We start from the raw sequence: 22341 nt of genomic DNA, 5'->3' as shown, positions 1-22341 counted from the left end.
CTCCTATCGTCTCTCGCCCGAGTTCTGGCGCCGCGGAGAGCGTCTCAACCCCCATCTCTTGTCAAAAGCGGGCAGGACTCGAGGGCGTGTCGCGCGGCTTCCGCGGCGCAGCCGCATTCTTCCTTGTTCACAACGCAGCGATGACTAGGCGGCTTGGGATCGCTTAGGCGTGACCGGCGGCGGCTCTATGCCATTTCCAAAAGGCCGGTCGGATAGCCCGTCGCTTAATGCTATCTGACAACGAATAATAGTCATTATAACGCGGTCGATGCCTACATATTATCAAATGTAAAAACACATATATAGCCTAATATCAATGTATAACAATCATCAATAAAAATATATATAGACTTATAAAAGGCAATTTATAGCCCAATTGTGTCATAGACATGGATATTGTGGCTGTGTTACATTTAAACTAAGAAAATAATAGTTAATTGATATGCGTATTGCATAGATATTAGCTGATCGCATATCAATATATAGTTTCAGCTATATCGCGTATGCATGATTTTCTGTCTTCTAATTATGCAGAGATGCGGCGCTGGAGTGCTAGACAATGAATAATCGGCCTTGGCCTTCGGCGTTTGCTGAGCTTGAACAGCAGCCTCGGATCGACGACCTTGAATTCAATGGATTGATCGCAGGGTCGGTCTTTTTTGCGGTCTGTTTGCCACCCCCGCTCCACGGGCAATCCTTGGTCGACGCATCCGTCATTCGGGCCGCTCAGAGATTTGCAGGCTCAGGCAAGATTGAAATCGCCGACATCGGCCCCGGCCGTCGGAATGTTGGTTTTCAATACCATCTGACACGGATGTTTCGGGTTGTTTTGGCCATGTTGATGTTATTGAAGCGAGGCGTCAAAGCAAACCAGCAGCTTTACACTGTCTTCGAGTCTGGCCTTGGGGTTGGGTATAACTTTTTGATTATCGGCCTGGCGAGAGTACTTGGCTACAATATCATTCTGCATCACCACACGTCCAAACATACTTTGACGCGACAGCGCCGCTTCGGCCTTTTACAGCGCATCGCCGGCTCCTCCTGCCTTCACGTCGTCCTGTCCGAGGAGATGGCGGATAACATGCGATTTCTCTATCCTGCGATCGGCAATATATTGGTAAGTCAAAATGCCTGCCATATTCCGGACGGCGAGTTGAAGTTGGCTCCGTCTTTGCGTTCAAATAGATTGCGGGTTGGCTTCCTCAGCAACCTTTGTCACGAGAAAGGTTTGGATGTGGCTCTCGATGCCGCAACCAAATGCCGGGACCGTGGACTGGAGATGACTTTTGTATTTGCGGGGCCGACTGTTGGGCAGCAGGCCGCAGACATCCTTTCGCAAGCCCGGGATCGACTCGGCGACTATATTGAAATTCTCGGGCCGGTCACGGGCGAGGCGAAGGCGGCATTTTTCGAAAGCATAGATATATTTCTTTTTCCCACGCGCTACCGTTTCGAGGCGCAGCCGCTGGTGCTGCTTGAGGCGATGAGCTATGGGTTGCCTGTCATAACAACCCATTGCGGTTATGTGGCAGAGCTGGTGGGATGCCAGGGGATCGTTCTTAATGTCGACGAAAAACTGTCCGATCGGATTGCTGAACAGCTAGAAAGGTTGGTAGCGAGCCATGACGACTATCGTCGATGGGAGGCTATAGAAATAAAGTCCTATTTTCGGCAGCTTCGCGCCACTGCGATGAGTCAATTGCGCGATCTTATGAACGCGCTTTTTGCCTTGAAATCCGCGGAAAAAATTGGCCCCGCGTCGATGTCTTGACCTTCTTTTATCAAACGAGTTCGCAATGACCTCGATGGCCCCACCGCCGATGCGGTGGGTTTTGTTCGAGCCGAAGAATGTCCTAGGGCATGTTCTTTAAGTAAGTTGATCGACCTTTCGATTTCAACATGCACCAACTCTTTTGATTCTGAGCGATTCTTCTCGATCAGATGATCCCATTCGACATCGGAGTCCAGCTATGAGTGATTTCCACAGGGAAGCCTATGAATTGCAGGCAGAATTTCATCTGCGGGATCGTGAAATCCAAGCGCAGGACAATGAAAAGCTCTTGAGTTGCTGGCTCGATGATTCGACCTCGAATCATTGGCGCCAGAGCCGGATGTACGACTTCGCGAAATTTTTTGCCGATGACGATTCGACCTGGCTGACGATTGGCGATGGCCGCTTTGGTCTGGATTCCGTCGAGTTGAGGAAGCGAGGGATAAAAAATATCCTTCCAAGCGACATTGCGGATTTCGGTCTGAAAAGGGCCAAAGAAAAGGGACTCATCGAGACCTACGCTTTAGAGAACGCGGAGAAAATGAGTTTTGAAGATGGGCAATTCGACTATGTCATGTGCAAAGAGGCTTATCATCATTTTCCAAGGCCCTATGCCGCTCTGTATGAAATGCTCAGAGTCGCCAACAAAGGCGTGATCATCATTGAGCCGAATGATTACTGGAAGAGCGCCGTCGGCAGCATCGCGTTCCAATTGAAGCGGCTCTTTGGCAAGGCGCGTCATGTCGATCAAGGTCGGTATGAGGACTCCGGAAACTATGTCTATTCGGTTTCAGAGCGGGAAATCGAAAAACTTTGCCTGGGATTGGATCTGCCTAATGTATTTTTCAAAGGCCTCAACGATGTATACATAGCAGGCGGCGAGTACGTCCCGGCGAAGTGGTCATCACCTATCTTCTTACGCATGCGCCTCATGGTCATGCTGCTTGACTGCCTTTGCGCTCTACGCTTATTCAAGCCAACACGGCTATTGATCTGCATATTCAAGAAAGAGCCGTCGGAGACGCTGCGTCGTCGGTTTGTGAACGGTGGATGGAAACTTGTAGATCTCCCTCGCAATCCGCACAGGCAATTGCACAAGGATTCGCTTTCCCAGGCATAATCGCTGTGGTTGGGAAGCTGCATCAGTTTGCCGCGTGATGCCCTGACTGGCGGCTGAACGAGAATGGACGCGTGCGGCCTGACGATCATGCTCCCTTTAGCGACAACCGGCAAATTTCTAACCTTGGCGTGATGGTGGACGGCCAAGTATTAAATAGCCACGTGCATTGAATGGCTGGCCGGTTGCGTTTCGGCGTATGTCTTGCGTCTTACGACGTGGTGATCTGGCGATCTGGGCGTCGGCGGGCCTGGAAAGAGCCTTCCGCCTGATTCAGCGGGCGCAGTTCGCGCAGGACCTGATCGCGATCGGAAAACATGCGACCAGTCCTCCGCCGATTCGTTTCGCCCGGTCGAGGTCTTAAGGAGCAAGCCAATGACGTGTTTCGACGCCTCTCGAACCCGCCTCTACGGACTCCTGCATGTCACGGCGGATAAGGCGTCCCACGCCAACCTAAGGCCAGGATCAAAAGACCCCGCTGACATTTATCTTCTGTGTTCGGCGCTATGTGCGGCGTCCGTCGCCGCTTCCGGCGGGACCTTCGCGCTCATAACGAATGATAGCGCCCGCCTTCGCGGTCGCTGTGACGCTCTAGGGATAGGGATCGCCGATCTTGAATTAATCCAGCACCGTTTCAAATGGCCTGTGCCGGGCGGAATCGCTTTCCATTCTGCGCATTTCAAATTGGAATTGATTGAAGCATTCGGGACCGGCCAATTTGGCGACTGCGCTGGGTTGATCGATATTGATACTGTCCTCCGGAAGCCGTTGGATCTACCAGCTCTCACCCAAGATGGCCTTGTTGTTTATGATATCACTGACGTCGAGGTTGCTTCATATGGACTAGCGCGCATCCGTCATGATCTCGAGGTGGTGGCTGGGCGCCCTCTGCGCGATCCTCGCTGGTACGGCGGCGAATTCCTCATGGGAACCGCTGCGGGATTTGCGATCCTCTCGGAACAGATCCGAAAGTGCTGGCCAAACTATTTAAAGGCGGTTGGCGGACTAAACCACGTTGGCGACGAGATGATTGTGTCCACGGCGATAAACTTGGCTGTCGAAGCTGGTCTGCCGCTGATAAATGCGGACAGGGCCGGCGGGGTAGCCAGATGGTGGACGGCGCGGACGAATGCGCCAATTCCGACCTTCCAGAAAATTGCAAACCGGAGTCTGCTCCATCTTCCAGCGGATAAGGAATTCTTGGCTGGCTTTCCGCGCAATGCGTTTGACAGTTCACGCTTCGTTGCAGCCTATCGCAAATATGCAGCGCGCAAACTTCTGCTGCGCCGTATTGTCAATGTTGTCTCCCAGCGCCTTGGGGGCCAGCGTGGGTTCGTTGCGCAACTCGATTAAGGTTAGAGTGAGGCGCTCAAGCAGGTCCCTAAATCGGTTGATCGGCTTTTTAAGAACATGCTCTAGTCGGCCGACGACTTCGGCATCGCGATCAACGGCAATGAATTGGCGGGACGGCTGCCTGCGAGCGTGGCGACCGCGGCGGCAAATAGCGAGGCGTCGCCCAGCGTCGAGAACTTTTCGGTCGCTTCCGACATGCGCCGCCAGAGATTTTCGTCCTGATCGATGAGACCCATAAAGTAGGCCAAGCCGGCCGGATTGTCGGGCTCAATAACGAAGCCATTGACGCCGCTTCGAACCAACAGGTCTCTCGCGCCGCAATTCTCCGATAGGATCACAGGCAGTCCCATCGCCTGGGCCTCGATTACGACATTGCCGAATTGCTCTTGGGTGCTCGGCAACAAAAGAGCCAGGGTCCGTCCTAGAATGGGGCACACGTCCTCTATCTGGAGAAAGCCGTGGAATAGAACAAATTTCTCAAGCCCCAGCGCGGCAACCTCGGCGCGGAGCGGCGTTTCCAGTGGACCCGAGCCGCATAAGTGGAGCTGGCGAGGCCGCGATGCTTGCGCGTGATAGATTGCATAAGCTTTCAAGGCCATCGAAATGTTTTTCTTGGGCACCATGCGCGACACGATCGTGAAATGACGCGCCTCGAACGGCGTTCCGCCGGGGGCCTTCGCGATGCCCGCGGATCGCCTTATCCGGTCCGTCGACAGCGTATCATAATTTAATAGGATGCGGCTTTCGGGCATGCCGAGGAAACGAAAGTAATCAGCGGCGCGGGTTCCGGAGGCGATGGCTCCATTGTAAGGTCGGTAAAAAATACTCTTGACGATCTCTCGCGCCAGATTGCGTGGATAGTCGTCATATTTCGAGTCGTTCATAATAAACACGCGGCTGCCGGTGAGGCGAAGGACGACAGCGGTCAGAAAAATGAAGGGCTCTTCATAATGACAAAAGAAAAAATCCGCAGGACGGTGTGACCAGCATGCCCGCAAGAGCTTCCACGCCTTCTTGAAGAGGGGTACTTTGTCGATGGAGTTATTGTGGAACAAAGTCTGTTTTTGATATTCAGCGCCGGATTCCGATCTCCATTCGTACATAGCGCTGCTACTAGCCAGTTCCAAACCAAAGACCTTGCGCTGCTTTCCAATCAGCTTGGCGACGGCATCGCAACGATCCGAATGTATTGGCCCAAAATTCTCCCAAACTAACACTATGGCCGGCTCGGTCATCTTTTTTCGTCCAAACTTAAAAAATACCGCTCCCTTCACTAGACAAGTCAATGAAGCGGTTGGCGCGACCCAGACGGCGCTTAAAACTTGTCAGATTTCGTCAAGCGATGTCGAGCGCCCACCGATCCAATTCTTTGACAGTCTACCCTAATGGCGCCCCTCGATCAATTCGTCGGGGCGAGTGAGCGATGATTGCGCCGATGGCGATGTGGCAGGCATCATTAAGGCGGCGCTCCCGATAAGACCACTCCCTAGCGGAAATATCCCCCGGCGCCGCGGCCGCGGCTATAGGGACCTTTGCCTTTAAGCGCGATTGGAGTATAGATGATCCAGATGGCTTTTGTGTGAAGAATATGGGGCATCTTGTAAAAATAACAATAATAATAAACATATTATGAAAAATAACACTACTCATAAGAGGGGGTGTTGTTAGAGAGGTTTTTCGGGGGCCTTTTAGCAACACTGCTGGAGCTTAGCCGGAGACGTTGGTTAGTCGATCAGATCTTTGGCCTCTACGGCGATCGTCGATCGGATGGACTCGTCCCGATCGGGAAAGGAGCAGCTCAAACTCTGGAGAGCTGCAACATGTTCCGATCGATTTTTTCAATCGGAACCTGTCTCCGGCGGCTGGGGACCGCTTTGGACCGGCGCAATGCGCCGTTGGAAAAAAAGCGTCGGACACGAGCGAGATCCGCTGTGCGCTGGTTTGAGACGCAATAGCGCCCGCGGGGAGTTTAGACAAAAGGAATTTACATTATGAGTTTACAGAACATGTCCGGGGCGCACGATGCGAATTCGTCCGGGACCGGCGAGCAGATTTTTCCGTGCTCGGCCGCTCAGGAGCCCTTCTGGTTCATGGATTCGCTCAATCCGGGCAATCCAGCTTTCAATATCGCGCTGCGCTGGGAGATCAAGGGGCGCTTCAGCCCTTCGACGATCGAGCGGGCATTTCAGACGATCATCGATCGTCACGAAATGCTGAGAACGAGAATCGTCGAAAAAGATGGCGAACCCGTGCAGGCGGTGGCGGATCATTACGACTTCAAGCTTTCCGTCGTCGACCTGACGATCATCCCCGAGGCGAACCGCCTCGATGACGCGATGGCGATCGTCCGGAGCGAAGCGCGCCAGTCTTTCAACATCGAGAAATTGCCGCTGATCCGCGCCACATTGCTTCGCCTGGCGCCCGATCGGGCGTTCATAACGGTGACTGTTCACCACCTCGCTTTCGATGGCTGGTCCATCAGCGTCATCGCGCATGAGTTCGGCCTGATCGCCGAGGCGCTGGACGCCGACAAGCCCATCCCCCTGCCCGAATTGCCAATGCAATATGGCGATTATTGCCGCTGGGAGGAAGCCTATTTCGCCAGCGCCGACTTCGACGCATCGATTGCCTATTGGAAAAGCAAATTGCAAGGGGCGCCTTACTTTGAAGTTCAACTGGACCATGAAAGGACGCCTGGGCAGTCCGCTGGCGGCGAGATCACGGCCGTCGTGCTGACGCCGGAGATCGGCAATCAAATTGACCAGATCGGCCGCCAGCGCGACGTGACGGTGTTCGTGTTCGGATGCGCCGTCATCGTTGCAATGCTCCGCCGCTTCACCGACAAGTCGGACATCGTGCTCGGAACGCAAAGCGCTGGCCGCGACCATATCGATCTTGAGGACATGATCGGCCCATTCATCAATAATTTGGTGCTGCGTTTCAATGCATCCGGCGATCCGACTTTCGAGGAATTGCTACAAAGAGTGAATGAAACGGTGCAGGAAGCGCTGCTTCACCGCCAGGTGCCATTCGCTAAGCTGGTCGAAATCTTGAACCCAGTGCGCGACTTCGACCGCAATCCGCTCGCCTCCGTCAATTTCACCGTATTTCGCGACGTTATTCATCGTCACGTATACGGCAATTTTGAACTCACCGGCCATCCCTCGGCATCCACGGGCGCGATCTACGATCTTAATTTTTTCCTGGCTCATTGGCCCAATGGCTGGCGCATCGCGCTGGAATACAATCCCAATCTTTTTGAGAAGAGCACAGCGGAGCGCCTTGTCGCCTCTATGGCTGCCGCCTTCGAATTTGGCTTCTCCACACCTAATTTGAAGTTGTCGGCGTTGACCTTGCCAGCGGCGGCCGACCGCGCGACAAACGCCGGCGCTCCAAGCATGGGGGCTATGAGCGCCACTGGTGGGCGGGTTGACGCCTTCGCGCCGACGAGCTCCTTAGCCGCCCAATCAGTCGACGCGCTTTTTTCAGCGCGCGCGCAAATAGCGGGCGACGAACCGGCGATCTTCGATGGGGCGAACGCCTTGTCCTATCGCGAACTTGATCGGCGCTCGAACCAATGCGCGAGACGCTTGCAGACGCTTGGCGTTCAGCCTGGCGATTTTGTCGGGCTGCTCGCGCAACGCTCAACCGACGCCATCATTGCGATGCTCGGCATTTTGAAGGCCGGCGCCGCCTATGTTCCTCTGGACCCGAGTTACCCAAAGGATTTCCTCGCCTTCATGATCGACGATTGCCGTCCGGCGCTCGCGCTGGCGCAGCAGGAGTCGCTGGCCGCAGGCCCGACGGGCCATCATTTCGCGGACCTTGATTCGTTCCTCGCGGCGGCTTCTCGCGAAAGCGACGCCGCGCTTCAACGCGATGCGAATCCAGACGCCCTCGCCTATTTGATGTACACGTCCGGCTCGACCGGGCGGCCGAAGGGCGTGATGATCCCGCATCGCGGCATCGCGCGATTGGTGAGCGGGCAAGATTATGCGCATTTTGGACCCGATGAAATCTTCCTTCACGCGGCGCCGCTGGCCTTCGACGCGAGCACCTTCGAAATCTGGGGCGCCTTGCTGAATGGCGGGGCCGTAGGGATTATTCGCGAACCGCGCCCGACGCTCGACGAAATTGCCGAGGCGATCAAGCGTTACGGCGCGACAACGGCTTTTTTCACGACGGGTCTGTTCAATGCGCTGGTCGACGACCAACTCGAAGGCCTGCGCCCACTCCACCGGATCCTCACGGGCGGGGAAGTCTATTCGTCAACACACATCCAAAAAGCGCTGGCGGGACTGCCGGAAACGCGGCTGATCCATTGCTACGGCCCGACCGAGAATACGACCTTCAGCACCTGTTTTGAGATTCCGCGCGATGGATGGGGCGAGGGAGATCTCCCGATCGGCCTTCCGATCGCCGAGACCGACGTCCATCTCTTGGGACCGGACCTGAAGCCGGTCAAAAATGGCGAGAGCGGCCAGCTTTGCGTCGGCGGCCAAGGATTGGCGCTCGGCTATCTCAACCGGCCGGACCTATCCAACGAAAAGTTCATCCCTAGTCCCCTCGCCAAAAGCGCGGAGGACCGACTCTATCTGACCGGCGACATGGCGCGCCGGCGCGCCGATGGGCAGATTGTTTTCCTCGGCCGCACGGATCGCCAGGTCAAGATCAACGGCAAGCGCGTCGAACTCGACGAAATTGAAAAGACGTTGAATCTCGATCCCCGCGTCGCCGACGCCATCGTAGTTAGGCTCGAAGATAGTCCGACAAAACGCCTTGTCGCTTATCTGAAGCTGGTCGAAGCGGCGCCAGCCGACAAGCGCCACGCCTGCGGCGCGGCGGTAATCGAGGCATTGCGCGCGCGGCTTCCTGAACACATGATTCCCTCGGCCATTGTCATATTGGATTCGTTTCCTCTGACGCCGAATGGCAAGGTCGACCGGCGGGCGCTGCCGCAGCCGGCCGAGCCCGCCAAGGCTCCGGTCTCTCCTATCGAATGGTCGAAGACAGAACGCGCGCTGGCCGAGATTTGGCGTGACGTTCTCGCTGTCGAGGACGTCACGCCAGCCTCAAACTTCTTCGAGCTTGGCGGGCATTCCTTGATGGCCACGCGGCTGGTCTCTCGCGTCTCCAGAAATTTTGGCGTCAAGATCAGCGTGCTGGCTCTGTTCAAGGCGCCGACCTTGCGGGAATTCGCCGCGTATTTGTCCGGCATTCAAGGCGAGACGGAGTCGTGGCGCACTGTCCGGATCCAACCCGAAGGCGACAAGACGCCGGTCATCGCCATCAATGACGCCATGCTCTACTATAATCTTGCGAATAAGATTGGAGCGGATCGGCCCTTTTTTGGAGTGACGTTGTTCGATCCGGACGATCCACGCCCATTGCCCGCCCGCTGCCTGAGCGAGATCGCGGCCGACTATGTCCGCCTCATCCAGGAGATGCGGCCGCATGGCCCCTATATCCTGTTCGGCTATTGCGTGGCTGGGATCATTGCCTATGAAGCGGCGCGGCAACTCAAGCAGCAGGGGGAAACAGTTCCACTGGTCATAATGGCCGACGCTTGGGCGCCCGGCTACGTCAGAAAGCTACCCTTCCACAAGCGCTTTTTTGCCGAGGCGGCCTTTCGCATCCATGTCCTTCGCCATCAATTCATGGAAATCCGCAAGGGCGCCATGTCGTTTGGCGAACTTCTCGCGTCCTACCGGCTGGTCCGCAAGAGCAAGATCCTTGACTTGGCGGTTGGCCTCCATCTCATCAAGGAAAAGCCAAAAGGCAAGGACGATGGGGAGGATCAATGGTTTCTGCGCCACTTGGCCGAAGCGCGAGACAATTATTGCCTATCCGCGACGGAAGGCGACGTCCTCATATTGCAAAGCGACATTATCAGCACAAGATTTACCGAGCCAGGCATGGGCTGGACAAATCTCGTGAAGGGGCGCCTCATGCTTCACCGCATTCCTGGCTGGCACGGCGAAATGTTCAAAAATGGCGGACCAAGCGCCATCGCCGAAACGATGCAGCCCTTGCTTGACCGGGTCGATGGGGCGCAAGAGACGCAAAGAGCGGTTTAAGCGTCGAAATTGTGATTTGTTTTTTGCGCCCGCGGTGCGCCGATCCGGTCGTAAAATTGGGCGATCATGGCCAAACCACGCGGGAGCGACACTCTTATCGCTCCCGCCATGTCGAGCAACGCGGCTATTTGATACAATACATGAACCTGCCGCTTCCTGCCGCCACCTATAGTAAGTCACATCGGCTACACGCCAATGGCGCGAACGGCGTCCGCCACAGACCGCCCCTGTGAAACAGATACGTCCACGTGTCGCAGCTTGGCGACGATCTCTTCTGGCTTGTGACGCGTTCTTGGCATTGCGGTCCTCCTTCAGGGTGGACCAGTTCAACGAGGGTGGATCACAAGCCTTTGATGCCGCCGCTGCGCCCCTAGATCTATTTTCCGCGAGTCCTATGCGTTGCGCTCTTCGGTGCCTGGCTACACCCGAATTGCGCCGCATGGCCGGATGCGCAAGTTGGATTGGCTCTGCTAGCCACGCTCTTCCGTAGCGATGGCTGAAATTATGAGCCAACGCGTCGAACAGGCGTTGGTGGCGATCGCCTGCTACATCTTGTTTATCTCGGACCTTTTGTCATAGGCGGGGGCGGCCTTCAGCTCGTCTTTGGTGCGATTGAGGACAAGCCAATCCTTTCCATTGCGCGTCGATACCTTGAGATCCTTGAAGGGGATCGCGACGTCCTTTTGACCAACGCCAAGGAACCCGCCGACGCCGATGATTGCGGCTGTGATGTTGCCGTTGCTATCGATAATGAGATCGGTGATATCTCCAATCTTGTGTTCGCCGGGATCATAGATATCGGCTTTGTAGACTTCGGAGGCGAGCCAACGGCTCGTCGACAGCGACGACGAAGGATTGGTCACGACTGAGCGTCCCGTCGCAGGGTCTTTGGTGGTCGCCATTTCAGCGAAAGCAAGGCCGCCAGCGGATGCGACGATCAAAGCGGACAAAGCGATCTTCTTGATCATAATGAGATCTCCTTTGCTATTGCGACACCATGTTGGGGTCGGCTCGCAAACGTCGCCGCAAGACATTAGTTCCCCTCGACGTGTCAGGCCCAACAACATGAGATTTCATCGGATTCAGCTCTTCTGTGAACCTCTTGCTTCGTCGTTTGTTGATGAGAAAACAGGCGGGTGGAATGAATTTGTTGCGCTCGAAACGGTAATGGATGTCCGTGGTGTCAACGCTGTTTGGCGCCGTTTTGAACGGACGAAAGCATATGCTTGGCGTTGGCCTGTGACCGATTGCAGTTGGTGAAATCGGGGCGCTAGAGCGGTATTCGGTCTGATTGAATCGGGGTTAGGGATTCCCGAATCGGCTTTGACCTGATTCAGGATGAGGGCTGACGAAGGAGGCCGGCCTTGATGCCCGCGTCTCTTTCTTTCGATCTTCGCTCCCGTCTCCTGGCCGCCATTGACGAAGGATTTTCGTGCCGTCAGGCTGCGGCGCGGTTCTGGATCAGCGTGTCGAGCGGATCCGGTGGCAGGCGCTGCGCGGTTCGAGTGGCGATGCGCGTCCCAAGCCGCGAGGCGGCGATCGGCTGTCGCGGCGGTCCGAGCAGCACGGCGATCTCATCCGCGCTCTTCTTGTCGAGATGCCCGACATCACCCTGCCGGAGCTGAAGGCGCGGCTGGCGCAGCCGAGCGTCGCTGCGCTTTGGCGCTTCTGCAAGCGTCACAAGCTGACGCGCAAAAGACCGCCGACGTGAGCGAGCAGGATCGGCCCGACGTCCTGAAGCGACGAGAGGACTGGTCCGGAAGCCAGCTCGGTCTCGATCCGGCGAGGCTGACTTTCATCGACGAGATGAGCGTCTCCACCAAGATGGCGCGCCTCGATGGGCGGGCGCCACAAGGAGAGCGCTGTCTTGCCGCGATTCCACACGGCATGTATGGACGCTCCTTTCGATGCAAGAAGAACTTTGAACCGATGCAGCGCGTGATCGGGTGCGGTCATGCTGGAGCGCGCTCGAAGCGCTGCCTGTGCGCCTGGTTCTCCCGACTCCGTCTTACCGAGCGTTAGATTCGATCCACTGGAGCATTTTCGAGCGAGGTGGAAACCGGTTGCGTTAAGAAAATGCGACCAAATAAAGACCCAGAGCTGCTTTCTAATTCCGCCGAAACCGAAAGCGCTCTAAATCAGTTCGCAACATTATAGCTAGGGGCCTTGAATACCCGCACGTAGGACACACCGAGAATTGATGGAAATACGGTTGTAGAATCTACAATATTTCCGTCCCATCCACCTGTATCATTGTTAAGAATAATGTACATTTTCTTTGTTGGTATCCCGATGTTTGTCGTAGATCTCTGAATTCCATCTATATACCATGTCACAGACGTTGGCGTCCACAACATGCCTAGTTTATGATAGCCTGTTGAGACACTTTTGTCATTAAAATTTGCGCCTACTTGCTTATGAATTCCATTTTCTCGGTAATGAAGCGTCATGTAATCAACAGTTGGCTCTTTACCAAGCCATTCCATGATATCTATTTCCGGCGGCCAGCTGAAATCAGTAGGAACCAACCAGAAAGCAGGCCATATCCCATGGGCATTCGTTGGCATCTGTATGCCCGCTTCCCAATAGCCATAAGCCTGCGCAAATTTGCCATAGGTTGTCGCCACCGCGGAACCATATCGCAGCCCGGATGGCGTCGGCCCTTTGGTGACTGCGAAATGGGCGACGCCGTTTTTTAGGAAAATATTGGATGGTAGAGCTTCATCATTTGGGTAAGTGCTGTTTGTTCCGGCGCCTTGGCTCCAGGCCCAACCCGTACTCCACTTGGTCGTGTCGAGCGAATAGCCGCTAAACTGGTCTTCGAAGACCTTAGTATAGCCAGAGGCGGCAGGGTTGTTCGGGTCGAATATGATGGTTGCAGTCTTGGCTTGCTCCGTAATTGGAAGGGCAACTGTCACCAGTATGGGCGCCATCCAAAAACGGATTGAATTCCTGACTGGCATATCGATCGTCTCTTTGTGCAGAGTGATGAATATACCATGTTAATAGTGATATAATAATATATGTCAATATCGTATCCTGTCGGTGGCTTAGCTTGTCGGATGATCAAGTTTGAATCTTGCGCCAAGTTCCCGCTTATTTGACTGACGCGGTCAATTCCTGAATTGGCGAAGTTCTGATTCAACATGGCAAACATCTCCTCGAAGGGTTTGCCATGGCTGCGCCTCTCCCGTTTTGCTCAGACTTTGACGCTGCTTCGCTGTGAAGGCTTGCGCGTCAATCGCGCGATCCCGATCAAAACTGGCATCTATAGAGCCCGTCGAAGGATGGCGCTGGCCGAGATTTACGATGTCGGTCCGCGGCTCGGACGCCGCGCGAATCCTCGGCGTCGGCCTACAGATCGTGTGGGGTTCTTCACTTCAACGCCGAGGGGCCCGAGCACCCTCGTGAACCGTAATGCGCGAGGCGCTCCAAGCCGTTCAATCGGCGTTGAACTTTGCTCCCTTGATTGTAGGGAACGCGGAGATGGCCAACTTTTGCCGAATCCCGGCCGCCGAGCTATACGACGCATTGCAAGAGGAAGCCGAGGCCAAGCCGCTCGAAGCCGGTGAGGTTCTGCGATCGTTAGTGAAGGCAATCGTCGCAGCGCCAGAAAGCGGCGAATTACAGGTCGACGTACGAGGCGACCTTTTTGGAATCCTTGCGGTTTCGCTTAAGAGCAAACCCTAGCCGCAAGGGCCGAGGCATAGCAAGTTGAGATGGTTGCGGTGACAGGATTTGAACCTGTGACCTTCAGGTTATGAGCCTGACGAGCTACCGGGCTGCTCCACCCCGCGTCAAAGGCGAACTTGGCTTGTAGCAGCAGAGGGCAAGAACTGGAAGTCTCTCCGGCCCTTATGGCCGAAAGCGCGGCGGTAACGGTAAGAGTAGAGTCGCCTGGCAAGGGATCCTTCCAAGTTCGGGAAGATGGAGCTTCGGCCGTTAGCGGGCGCTGGGATGAAGCCGGCGCTTCCAGCGCTGGCCGGGTGGGAGAGCAGCGACATCCTCGCGGCCTCGCTTCAAGAAGGCTCGCACGCGAATTGAGCGCGGCTCCGGATCTTTATGCGCCGGATCGACTACTAGAATAGGGGCGGCGACAACAGCTCCCGCTGGCTTAGATTTTTGCTGCGCCGCGTGGCTGTTCAGCGCCGTCGCGGCGCGTTCTTTGACCGGCTTCAATCGCGTCGCGGTTGCGGGCTTTCGCCGCGCCGCATTTTCCCGGCTCGAACCTGTGTCCGCTTCGCCACTAGAGGCGGCTTCAGCGCGCATGTTTTCCTTTTGCCGGCGGACTTGCCGTTCTGGCTTCACCTGAGGTTCTGGTTCGACGCGTTCGACGAGATCGAGGCTCTGCAGGATGCGCGGCGGGGCGCGGTCGCTGGAAGGTTGAGGCTCGGCATTTTGGGGGGACGCGGACGCGAAGACTTGGGTTTTATCCTTGAAGACTTCCCAGAGGGATTCTTGGGAGGTTGGCTTGGAGACAGGCCTGCGAGATCCTTTATCCTGTTGAAGAAAGGCAGGAACCACCAGGTCGGCGTCGCATGACGAAGGATGGGAGACTTTTTCAAGGAAAGCAGGCTCAGCGGGCTCATGCCTCCCTCTCTCGGGGTCCCCCGCAGGCGAGGGAGATAATGGGCTAGGAGAACGGCGCGAGCGCTTGATCTCGACCGCGAATGGTTTGGGCTGACGTTTCATAGATTTTCCAAAAGATACCGGGAAGCGCGCGTCGCCTGAGGGAAAGAAGAGCGGCGCATATAAACCCGAGGCTGACAGGCGCGCCGCATCGAATGGGTTCGCGTTTCGAGTACTCGGATAACTTGCACTTGCGCCTTATGAGCTTTCAAAGAAATCAATGCAAGTCACGTCTTTTATCGCGTCGCTTGTCGTCCGATCCAGACGCTTAGGGCGCTGGAATTAAAGCTCATTAGCTTGTAAAATCAAAGAGCTGGTGGATAAGCCACCCAAACGGATGGGAGTCATCCGCTCCCTTCGGTCAATCCTGGCGATTCCACTTCAACCGAATCATTCTTCGAGCCGGGGCCGGCGCGAACTGAAAACGCTTTGCGGAAGCTGTCTCGATACATCTTGCCCACGCATCCATGCCGCCGATCGCTTGCGTGGATCTGATCGGGCTGAATGGTAGAATTGATTTGCCGCGAGATTGCTGATGCTATTCGACTAATTGGCCAAAGCGCAATCGCTGAACCTAGGCCGCGCGTCGTTGCGCTCATATCCGCCTATGCTCGCCTTGCCTCGGCGGGAGCAGGGTGCTAGAACAAAAAAAGAACATAGGGTTGGTTCGATTTTCGTGGACAACGCGAGCATCCGGCGCGGCAAGCCACGCCAATCGGATAAGGATGTGCGAGGTCATAATCTCAGGCTTAATTCATCGGCGGTTTGGTTTCGGTTTAAGGGAGAGAGTTCATGTCGGGGAGCGTCAACAAAGTCATACTCGTCGGCAATCTTGGCCGCGATCCGGAAGTGCGCCGCACAGGCGCAGGCGATCCCGTCGTGAGCTTCAGTCTGGCCACGACGGAATCGTGGCGCGACAAAGCTTCGGGCGAGCGCAAGGACCGGACCGAATGGCATAATGTCGTGATCTTCAATGAGAATCTGGGCAAGATTGCCGAGCAGTATTGCAAGAAGGGCTCCAAGATTTACATTGAAGGCCAATTGCAGACGCGCGAATATACCGATCGCGACGGCAATCAGCGCAAGACGACGGAAGTCGTTCTTCAACGCTTTCGCGGCGAACTGACTCTTTTGGATAGCCGCGGTCGCGGCGAGTCCGCCGATGCGGATCGGAGCGGCGGTTTCGAACCCTCGAGCTCCGGCCGCTCGGCGCCGGCGGAGCGGCGTCCCGCGAGCGCGGGAGCAAGCCGCCTTGGCGACATGATCGACGACGATATTCCATTTTAGCGGCCGTCCCATTTCGTTCGGGGCAGGGGAACCGGGGGCGGCGCAAAACGCCGCCTCAACCGCTCGCCCTTTGAAGTTCCGCCGCTGCGGATCTGGCGTTTTCCGACGGTCTTCGATAGGCTGAAATATTCTCTCATATTCTGGATTCGACCGCTTTGGCCGATACTGACGACACCGGTTCCCATACGCCTGGCTCTGACATCAGGCCTGTTTCCATCTCCGACGAAATGCGCCGGAGCTATCTCGATTACGCAATGAGCGTCATCGTCAGTCGGGCGCTGCCCGACGTGCGCGACGGGTTGAAGCCGGTGCATCGGCGGATCCTGTTCTCAATGAACGAGAACAATTACACGCCCGATCGCCCCTATGTGAAATGCGCTCGCATCGTCGGCGACGTGATGGGCAAATATCATCCGCATGGAGATAGCGCGATCTATGATGCGCTGGTCCGCATGGCGCAGGCTTTCTCGATGCGCCTGCCCTTGATCGATGGACAGGGCAATTTCGGCTCCGTCGATGGCGATCCCCCGGCCGCCATGCGCTACACGGAATCCCGTCTCGCGCGCCCGGCTCTGGCGCTGCTTGAAGACATCGATTCTGACACGGTCGATTTTCAGCCGAATTACGACGGCAAGGAGCGCGAGCCGGTCGTGCTGCCGGCGCGGTTTCCAAATCTCCTTGTCAATGGCGCTGGCGGCATCGCCGTGGGCATGGCCACCAACATCCCGCCGCATAATCTCGGCGAAGTGATCGACGCGGTGATCGCCTTGATCGATCGGCCCGACATGAGCATCGAAGACCTGATGGCCTTTGTGCCGGGGCCCGACTTTCCGACCGGGGGCGCCATTCTCGGACGGGCGGGCATCCATTCCGCCTATCTCACCGGGCGCGGTTCGGTGCTCATGCGGGCGAAGGTCGAGGTCGAGGAAATCCGCAAGGAGCGTGAAGCGCTCATCGTCACCGAGATCCCCTACCAGGTCAACAAGGCGACCTTGATCGAGAAGATCGCCGATCTCGTCCGCGAGAAGCGCATCGAGGGGATCTCCGACCTTCGCGACGAATCCGATCGACAGGGGATGCGCATCGTCATCGAACTGAAGCGCGATGCGGTCGCCGACGTGGTGCTCAACCAGCTTTGGCGCTTTACGGCGCTGCAATCGAGCTTCGCCTGCAACATGATCGCCTTGAACGGCGGCCGGCCGGAAGTCCTGACGCTGAAGGACTTTCTCACCGCGTTCATCGATTTCCGCGAGGAAGTGGTCACAAGGCGCACCAAGCACCTTTTGAACAAGGCGCGGGACGCCGCGCATCTGCAGGTCGGCCTCGCCATCGCGGTGGCGAATATCGACGAAGTCATTCGTCTTATTCGGACCTCGCAAGATGCGGCGGAGGCCCGCGGGGCCCTGATGGCGCGCGCCTGGCCGGCGCATGACATGGCGCCGCTGATCACGCTGATCGCCGACCCGCGCCATATTCTCGGCGAGGATGGCGCCTGCCGCCTTTCAGAGGCCCAGGCGCGGGCGATCCTCGAATTGCGGCTGCAACGCCTCACCGCGCTCGGCCGCGAGGAGATCGCCGAGGCCTTGAACAAGCTCGCCGTCGAGATCGCGGACTATCTCGAAATTCTCCGTTCGCGCGCGCGTCTTTTCGGCATCGTCAAGGACGAAATGATCGCGGTGAAAACGGCCTATGCGACGCCTCGGCGCAGCATCATCCTCGACAGCGCCGCCGGCGTCGAGGATGAGGATTTGATTCAGCGGGAGGACATGGTCGTGACCGTGTCGCACCTTGGCTATATCAAGCGGGTCCCGCTCGCGACCTATCGCGCGCAAAGGCGCGGCGGCAAGGGCCGATCCGGCATGCAGACGCGGGACGAAGATTTCGTGGCGCGCTTGTTTGTCGCCTCGACGCATGCGCCGGTCCTTTTCTTTTCCTCGCGCGGCCAAGTCTACAAGGAAAAGGTCTGGCGGCTGCCTTTGTCGGCGCCGCAGGCGCGCGGCAAGGCGCTGGTCAACATCCTGCCGCTCGACCAGGGTGAAACGATCACGACCATCATGCCTTTGCCCGAGGATGAGGCGGTCTGGGAGACCCAGGACGTCATGTTCGCGACGACGCGCGGCACCGTGCGGCGCAACAAGCTGTCCGATTTCGCCCAGGTCAATCGCGCCGGCAAGATCGCGATGCGGCTCGACGACGGGGAGGAAATCGTCGATGTCCAGATTTGCACTGAAACCGCCGATGTCCTTTTGACCACGGCGAACGGCCAATGCATCCGGTTCCCGGTCACCGATGTGCGGGTCTTCAAAGGCCGTGATTCGATGGGCGTGCGCGGCATCGCGCTCGGCGAGGGCGATCGCGTGATTTCGCTGGCCATTCTCCGCCACATCGAGGCGGATAGCGGCGAACGGATAGCCTATCTCAAAATGCGCCGCGCCGTTGCGGGCGAAGCGGCTCCAGAGGCCGGCGAAGGCGCCGCTGAAGCCAGCGCCGAAGCCGGCGGGCAGGCGGCCGGAGACGAGGCCGCGGGGGAGGAGCCATCAATCGCCTCGACCCTTGGCCCGGAGCGCTATGCCGAAATGTCGGCCGCCGAGCAGATCATTCTGACTATTTCATCGAATGGTTTCGGCAAGCGGACATCTTCCTACGAATATCGCATCACCGGGCGGGGCGGCAAAGGCATCGTCGCGATGGCGGTCAATCAAAGAAACGGAAAGCTCATCGCCTCGATGCCGGTCGAAGACGGCGATGGGATTATGCTGGTGACGAATGGCGGCCAGTTGATCCGCTGCCCGGTCGACGGCATTCGCGTCGCAGGCCGCGGAACGCAGGGCGTCATCGTCTTCGACACCGCTGCGGCGGAGCAGGTCGTGGCCGTGGAGCGCATCACCGAGGATGACGCCGCCAGAAGCGACGACGAGGAGCCCCGCGGCGAGGAAGGCGGCGACGCGGGCGGCGCATGAAGGCGGCAGAAATTCACTCATGCCGATAACTGAAATGCGGCGGCGTAAATTCCGAACAGCGCATGGAGCGTCTTGAGCAAGATGGTTGAGCAAGATGGCGGGATCGCGCAGCGCCCTCGGCTTGGCCGAGGCCAGCGGATCCGGGCAATGGACGGCGATGTAAAAAAGCGCCTCGGCCGCGTGCGGGATCAGATTCACGATCCCACTCTTAGCGTGCTGACGATACTGCTGGCGTTTCTGATTTTCGTGATCCTGCCCCTCCACGCGACTGGCGTCATTTCGGCGCAAGGGAACGGTTTTGCCATCGTGCTCTTGCTAGCGAGCTGCGTCCTTGTCCAGTCAAAGAGGTTGATGGCGATCTTGGTGATTGTGCTTGCCGTCGGCCTCGCCGCCGCGGCAGTGCTTCTTCGATTGAAGCTTCCTTCCAATCTCGACCTGTTTCTCGAGGCTGGAGCAACCCTCGCCATGAATGTCTTGCTTATCTTCGTCATCGCCCGCGCGGTCTTTGCGCCTGGCCGGATAACCTATCATCGCGTCAACGGGGCTGTTTTGCTCTATCTGACGATCGGACTGACCTTTGTGGCGCTGTTCACATTTGTTGGTTTGCTGGCGCCCAATGCATTCAAGGGTTTGTCTGTTGAGAACAGTCCGGAAGTCGCCAGCAATCTGATCTATTTTAGCTTCGTGACGCTGACCACGATTGGCTACGGGGATATTTTGCCGGTGCATCCGGCAGCGCGCAGCCTTTGCAATCTCGAAGCGATCATCGGCCAGCTCTATCCGGCGACGCTTCTGGCCCGACTGGTGACCCTTGAGCTTGAAGACCGTCGCAAATAACTGAGCCTTCAGAGCATGCTCCGAAAATGTCGATCAGACGACTCCATCTGATCGGGAAACGCTTTAGTTCAGGCGTGTGGTCCTGATTTGGTAGCCGCCGTCGTCGGCCCGCACGAACATCTTGTCGACCTGCGGGTGGCGGACCGGATCGCCAGAGGTGTCGGGCAGAAGGTTTTGCTCCGAAACATAGGCGACATATTCAGTCTCGGCGTTTTCGGCGAAGAGATGATAAAAGGGCTGATCCTTGCGCGGCCGCACGTCCGCGGGGATCGAGAGCCACCATTCGTCAGTATTCGAAAACACTGGATCGACGTCGTAGATAATCCCGCGGAATGGATATTTCCGGTGCTTGACCACCTGGCCTATACAGAACTTTGCAATAGTTGGTTTCATGATGCGTCGTTCGCCGCCACAAGCACCGCGCTGAAAAAGAACGACGGCCAAACGACGTGAGCAGCAGGGCGCATCTTTCGGGACCTTTTCGGTTAGCCGCCGCTGATTGCCATGTCAACTTGACGGCGCCATGAAAGCAGCATTGATCTGGATTTGCCTCCAAGATGGCTTCATCGCCGCCGGGCTTGCCGCCTTCTGCGCTCTCTCGCCGTCACGGGTTTTCCATGTCGCCTGACGCCTCAAAGCCCGAGCTTCTGACCAATATGGAAATGGCCGCCGCCGACCGGCTGACCATTGCCGCTGGGCCGCCTGGATCTTTCCTGATGGAAAGCGCCGGCGCCGCTGTGGCGCGAGAGGCCGAGCTTCTTGCTCCGCGCCAAGGCCGCATCGTTATTTTTTGCGGGCCGGGCAACAATGGCGGAGACGGCTTCGTCGCCGCGCGCCTCCTCGCCGCGCGGGGCTTTTTCATTGCGCTCGGTCTGCTTGGTCGCCTCGACGCGTTGCGCGGCGACGCGGCTTGCGCCGCTAATGCCTGGAATGGCGATGTCTCCGCGATCGACGAGCTAAGTCTTGATGGCGCCGATCTCGCCATCGACGCGCTTTTCGGCGCGGGTCTCGCGCGCGATCTCGATGGGAGCGCCAAAGCTGCGGTCCTGCGGCTCAATGAATGGGCGCGCGCGTCCGGAAAGCCTATCCTTTCCATCGACGTTCCTTCTGGAATTGACGGCTCAAGCGGCCAGATTCGCGGAGTGGCGGTCCAGGCGGAGCGCACGGTCACGTTTTTTCGGCGCAAGCCCGGCCATCTCCTGCTGCCGGGTCGCCTGCATTGCGGGCGGACTGTGATCGCCGATATTGGAATTGCGGAATCCGTTCTGTCGATAATCAATCCCCAGACTCTGGCCAATGGGCCGGCGATCTGGAAAAGCCATTTCCCAGTTCCGCGCGTCGATGGCCATAAATATTCGCGCGGTCACGCCCTCGTCCTTTCCGGCGGGCTGGCGCATACCGGCGCGGCGCGGCTTGCCGCGCGCGGCGCCTTGCGCGCGGGGGCGGGACTGGTCACCGTTGCGACGCCAAGGGAGGCGCTTGGCGTCCATGCGGCGGCGCTGACCGCTGTCATGACCCGCCTTTGCGATGCGCCGGACGAGCTTGCCGACCTCCTCAAGGATCGCCGCAAGAACGCCCTCGTCATGGGTCCCGGATTGGGGGTCGGCGCGGCGACGCGGGATTTCGCGCTGGCCGCGCTTGAAGCCGATGCGAAATCTCCGGAGGCGCGCCGCGCCATTGTGCTCGACGCCGATGCGCTGACAAGTTTCGAAGGCGACGCCTTGTGCCTTGCGCAAGCGATTGAGGCGTCGGGCGCGCCGGTCGTCCTGACGCCTCATGATGGCGAATTCGCGCGCCTCTTCGGCATGTTGACGTCGGATGTCGCAGACGCATGGCGCAAGCGCGAGCCGGACCCCGAGATCTTGCGCGCGCGTTTGGCCGCGTTGCATTCGCCGTCCAAACTCGAACGGGTCCGCGCGGCGGCGGCTTTGAGCGGCGCTGTCGTCCTGCTGAAAGGCGCCGACACCGTCGTTGCGCATCCGGGTGGCGGCGCGAGCATTGCGGAGGATCTGCCGCCCTGGCTCGCCACCGCGGGGTCGGGCGACGTGCTGGCGGGAATTATTGGGGGACTTCTGGCGCAATCCATGCCGCCTTTCGAGGCGGCGTCGGCTGCCGTCTGGCTGCATGGCGCCTCGGCTCGCCAGTTTGGCCCTGGATTGATTGCGGAAGATATTCCCGAAAATCTGCCGCCGGTCTTGCGCGTTTTGTTCGAGAGCCTGATGTTGCGGCGGGCCTGAAAGCCGCCGGTCGGCGATGACCTTTCAAATTTGGCGGGAGGCCCAGTTGCCGGGATGCCTGCCAGGTAGCGAG

The 22341-nt window shown here is 57.6% G+C and carries 15 protein-coding genes, 1 tRNA gene and 1 pseudogene; 9 read left to right on the top strand and 8 right to left on the bottom strand.

Features of this window, described 5'->3' with window-relative positions:
* Window positions 1–559 precede the first annotated feature (559 nt).
* The 3 genes from DL86_RS10565 to DL86_RS18700 all read left to right on the top strand — a co-directional run bounded on the left by DL86_RS10565 (window position 560) and on the right by DL86_RS18700 (window position 4241).
* Window positions 560–1771 carry a glycosyltransferase family 4 protein gene (locus DL86_RS10565; RefSeq protein ID WP_051953174.1) on the top strand — a complete coding sequence of 404 codons (1212 nt, stop codon included), beginning with the start codon at window positions 560–562 and terminating at the stop codon, window positions 1769–1771.
* Between the two features lie 199 nt (window positions 1772–1970).
* A complete protein-coding gene (locus DL86_RS18705) occupies window positions 1971–2891 on the top strand; it encodes a class I SAM-dependent methyltransferase (RefSeq protein WP_051953172.1) in 921 nt (306 codons plus the stop codon).
* A gap of 372 nt (window positions 2892–3263) precedes the next feature.
* Window positions 3264–4241: a hypothetical protein gene (locus DL86_RS18700; RefSeq protein ID WP_156964578.1), complete on the top strand. Its 978-nt coding sequence runs from the start codon at window positions 3264–3266 to the stop codon at window positions 4239–4241.
* Window positions 4242–4303: 62 nt separating this feature from the next.
* Here the strand turns inward: DL86_RS18700 and DL86_RS10550 are convergent, their stop codons facing one another.
* Entirely contained in the window at window positions 4304–5476 is a 1173-nt protein-coding gene (locus DL86_RS10550; protein WP_051953169.1) for a glycosyltransferase, read from the bottom strand.
* A 756-nt stretch (window positions 5477–6232) separates the two neighbouring features.
* Here DL86_RS10550 and DL86_RS10545 point away from each other — a divergent pair.
* Window positions 6233–10318, top strand: coding sequence for a non-ribosomal peptide synthetase (locus DL86_RS10545; RefSeq protein ID WP_084572836.1), 4086 nt, complete (start codon window positions 6233–6235; stop codon window positions 10316–10318).
* Between the two features lie 144 nt (window positions 10319–10462).
* Here the strand turns inward: DL86_RS10545 and DL86_RS19250 are convergent.
* The 5 genes and pseudogenes from DL86_RS19250 to DL86_RS19240 form a co-directional block, all read right to left on the bottom strand.
* Window positions 10463–10617, bottom strand: a pseudogene (locus DL86_RS19250) (transposase); the annotation flags it as partial.
* A 246-nt stretch (window positions 10618–10863) separates the two neighbouring features.
* Window positions 10864–11286, bottom strand: coding sequence for a PRC-barrel domain-containing protein (locus tag DL86_RS10540; RefSeq protein WP_051953168.1), 423 nt, complete (start codon window positions 11284–11286; stop codon window positions 10864–10866).
* Window positions 11287–11756: 470 nt separating this feature from the next.
* Window positions 11757–11999: a hypothetical protein gene (locus DL86_RS19800; RefSeq protein WP_036261027.1), complete on the bottom strand. Its 243-nt coding sequence runs from the start codon at window positions 11997–11999 to the stop codon at window positions 11757–11759.
* Complete coding sequence (locus tag DL86_RS20815; protein WP_036261024.1) at window positions 11996–12274, bottom strand: hypothetical protein; 279 nt, start codon at window positions 12272–12274, stop codon at window positions 11996–11998. Before DL86_RS20815 ends, DL86_RS19800 begins: the two co-directional genes overlap by 4 nt.
* Window positions 12275–12456: 182 nt before the next feature.
* Window positions 12457–13236 (bottom strand): glycoside hydrolase family 16 protein, encoded by a 780-nt coding sequence (locus DL86_RS19240; protein WP_162180420.1) that lies wholly within the window; start codon window positions 13234–13236, stop codon window positions 12457–12459.
* Between the two features lie 499 nt (window positions 13237–13735).
* On the opposite strand from DL86_RS19240, the gene DL86_RS10525 reads away from it, so the two are divergent.
* Window positions 13736–14008 carry a hypothetical protein gene (locus DL86_RS10525; protein ID WP_036261021.1) on the top strand — a complete coding sequence of 91 codons (273 nt, stop codon included), beginning with the start codon at window positions 13736–13738 and terminating at the stop codon, window positions 14006–14008.
* A 30-nt stretch (window positions 14009–14038) separates the two neighbouring features.
* On the opposite strand, the gene DL86_RS10520 is transcribed toward DL86_RS10525, so the two are convergent.
* A tRNA-Met gene (locus tag DL86_RS10520) sits at window positions 14039–14115 on the bottom strand.
* 1624 nt (window positions 14116–15739) lie between these two features.
* On the opposite strand from DL86_RS10520, the gene ssb reads away from it, so the two are divergent.
* The 3 genes from ssb to DL86_RS10495 all read left to right on the top strand — a co-directional run bounded on the left by ssb (window position 15740) and on the right by DL86_RS10495 (window position 20031).
* Window positions 15740–16234, top strand: coding sequence for a single-stranded DNA-binding protein (ssb, locus tag DL86_RS10505; RefSeq protein WP_036261014.1), 495 nt, complete (start codon window positions 15740–15742; stop codon window positions 16232–16234).
* A gap of 155 nt (window positions 16235–16389) precedes the next feature.
* Window positions 16390–19194, top strand: a complete 2805-nt coding sequence (gene gyrA / locus DL86_RS10500; protein WP_036261011.1) for a DNA gyrase subunit A — start codon at window positions 16390–16392, stop codon at window positions 19192–19194.
* A gap of 81 nt (window positions 19195–19275) precedes the next feature.
* Window positions 19276–20031 carry a potassium channel family protein gene (locus tag DL86_RS10495; RefSeq protein ID WP_245276341.1) on the top strand — a complete coding sequence of 252 codons (756 nt, stop codon included), beginning with the start codon at window positions 19276–19278 and terminating at the stop codon, window positions 20029–20031.
* A gap of 63 nt (window positions 20032–20094) precedes the next feature.
* Here DL86_RS10495 and hspQ read toward each other — a convergent pair whose 3' ends face one another.
* Entirely contained in the window at window positions 20095–20424 is a 330-nt protein-coding gene (gene hspQ / locus DL86_RS10490) for a heat shock protein HspQ (RefSeq protein WP_036261010.1), read from the bottom strand.
* Between the two features lie 224 nt (window positions 20425–20648).
* On the opposite strand from hspQ, the gene DL86_RS10485 reads away from it, so the two are divergent.
* Window positions 20649–22268: a bifunctional ADP-dependent NAD(P)H-hydrate dehydratase/NAD(P)H-hydrate epimerase gene (locus DL86_RS10485; RefSeq protein WP_036261007.1), complete on the top strand. Its 1620-nt coding sequence runs from the start codon at window positions 20649–20651 to the stop codon at window positions 22266–22268.
* Window positions 22269–22341: the final 73 nt, after the last annotated feature.

The organism is Methylocapsa aurea (assembly GCF_000746085.1).
GTDB classification, from domain to species: Bacteria; Pseudomonadota; Alphaproteobacteria; order Rhizobiales; family Beijerinckiaceae; genus Methylocapsa; species Methylocapsa aurea.
This window is presented reverse-complemented; position numbering and strand designations above follow the sequence as displayed.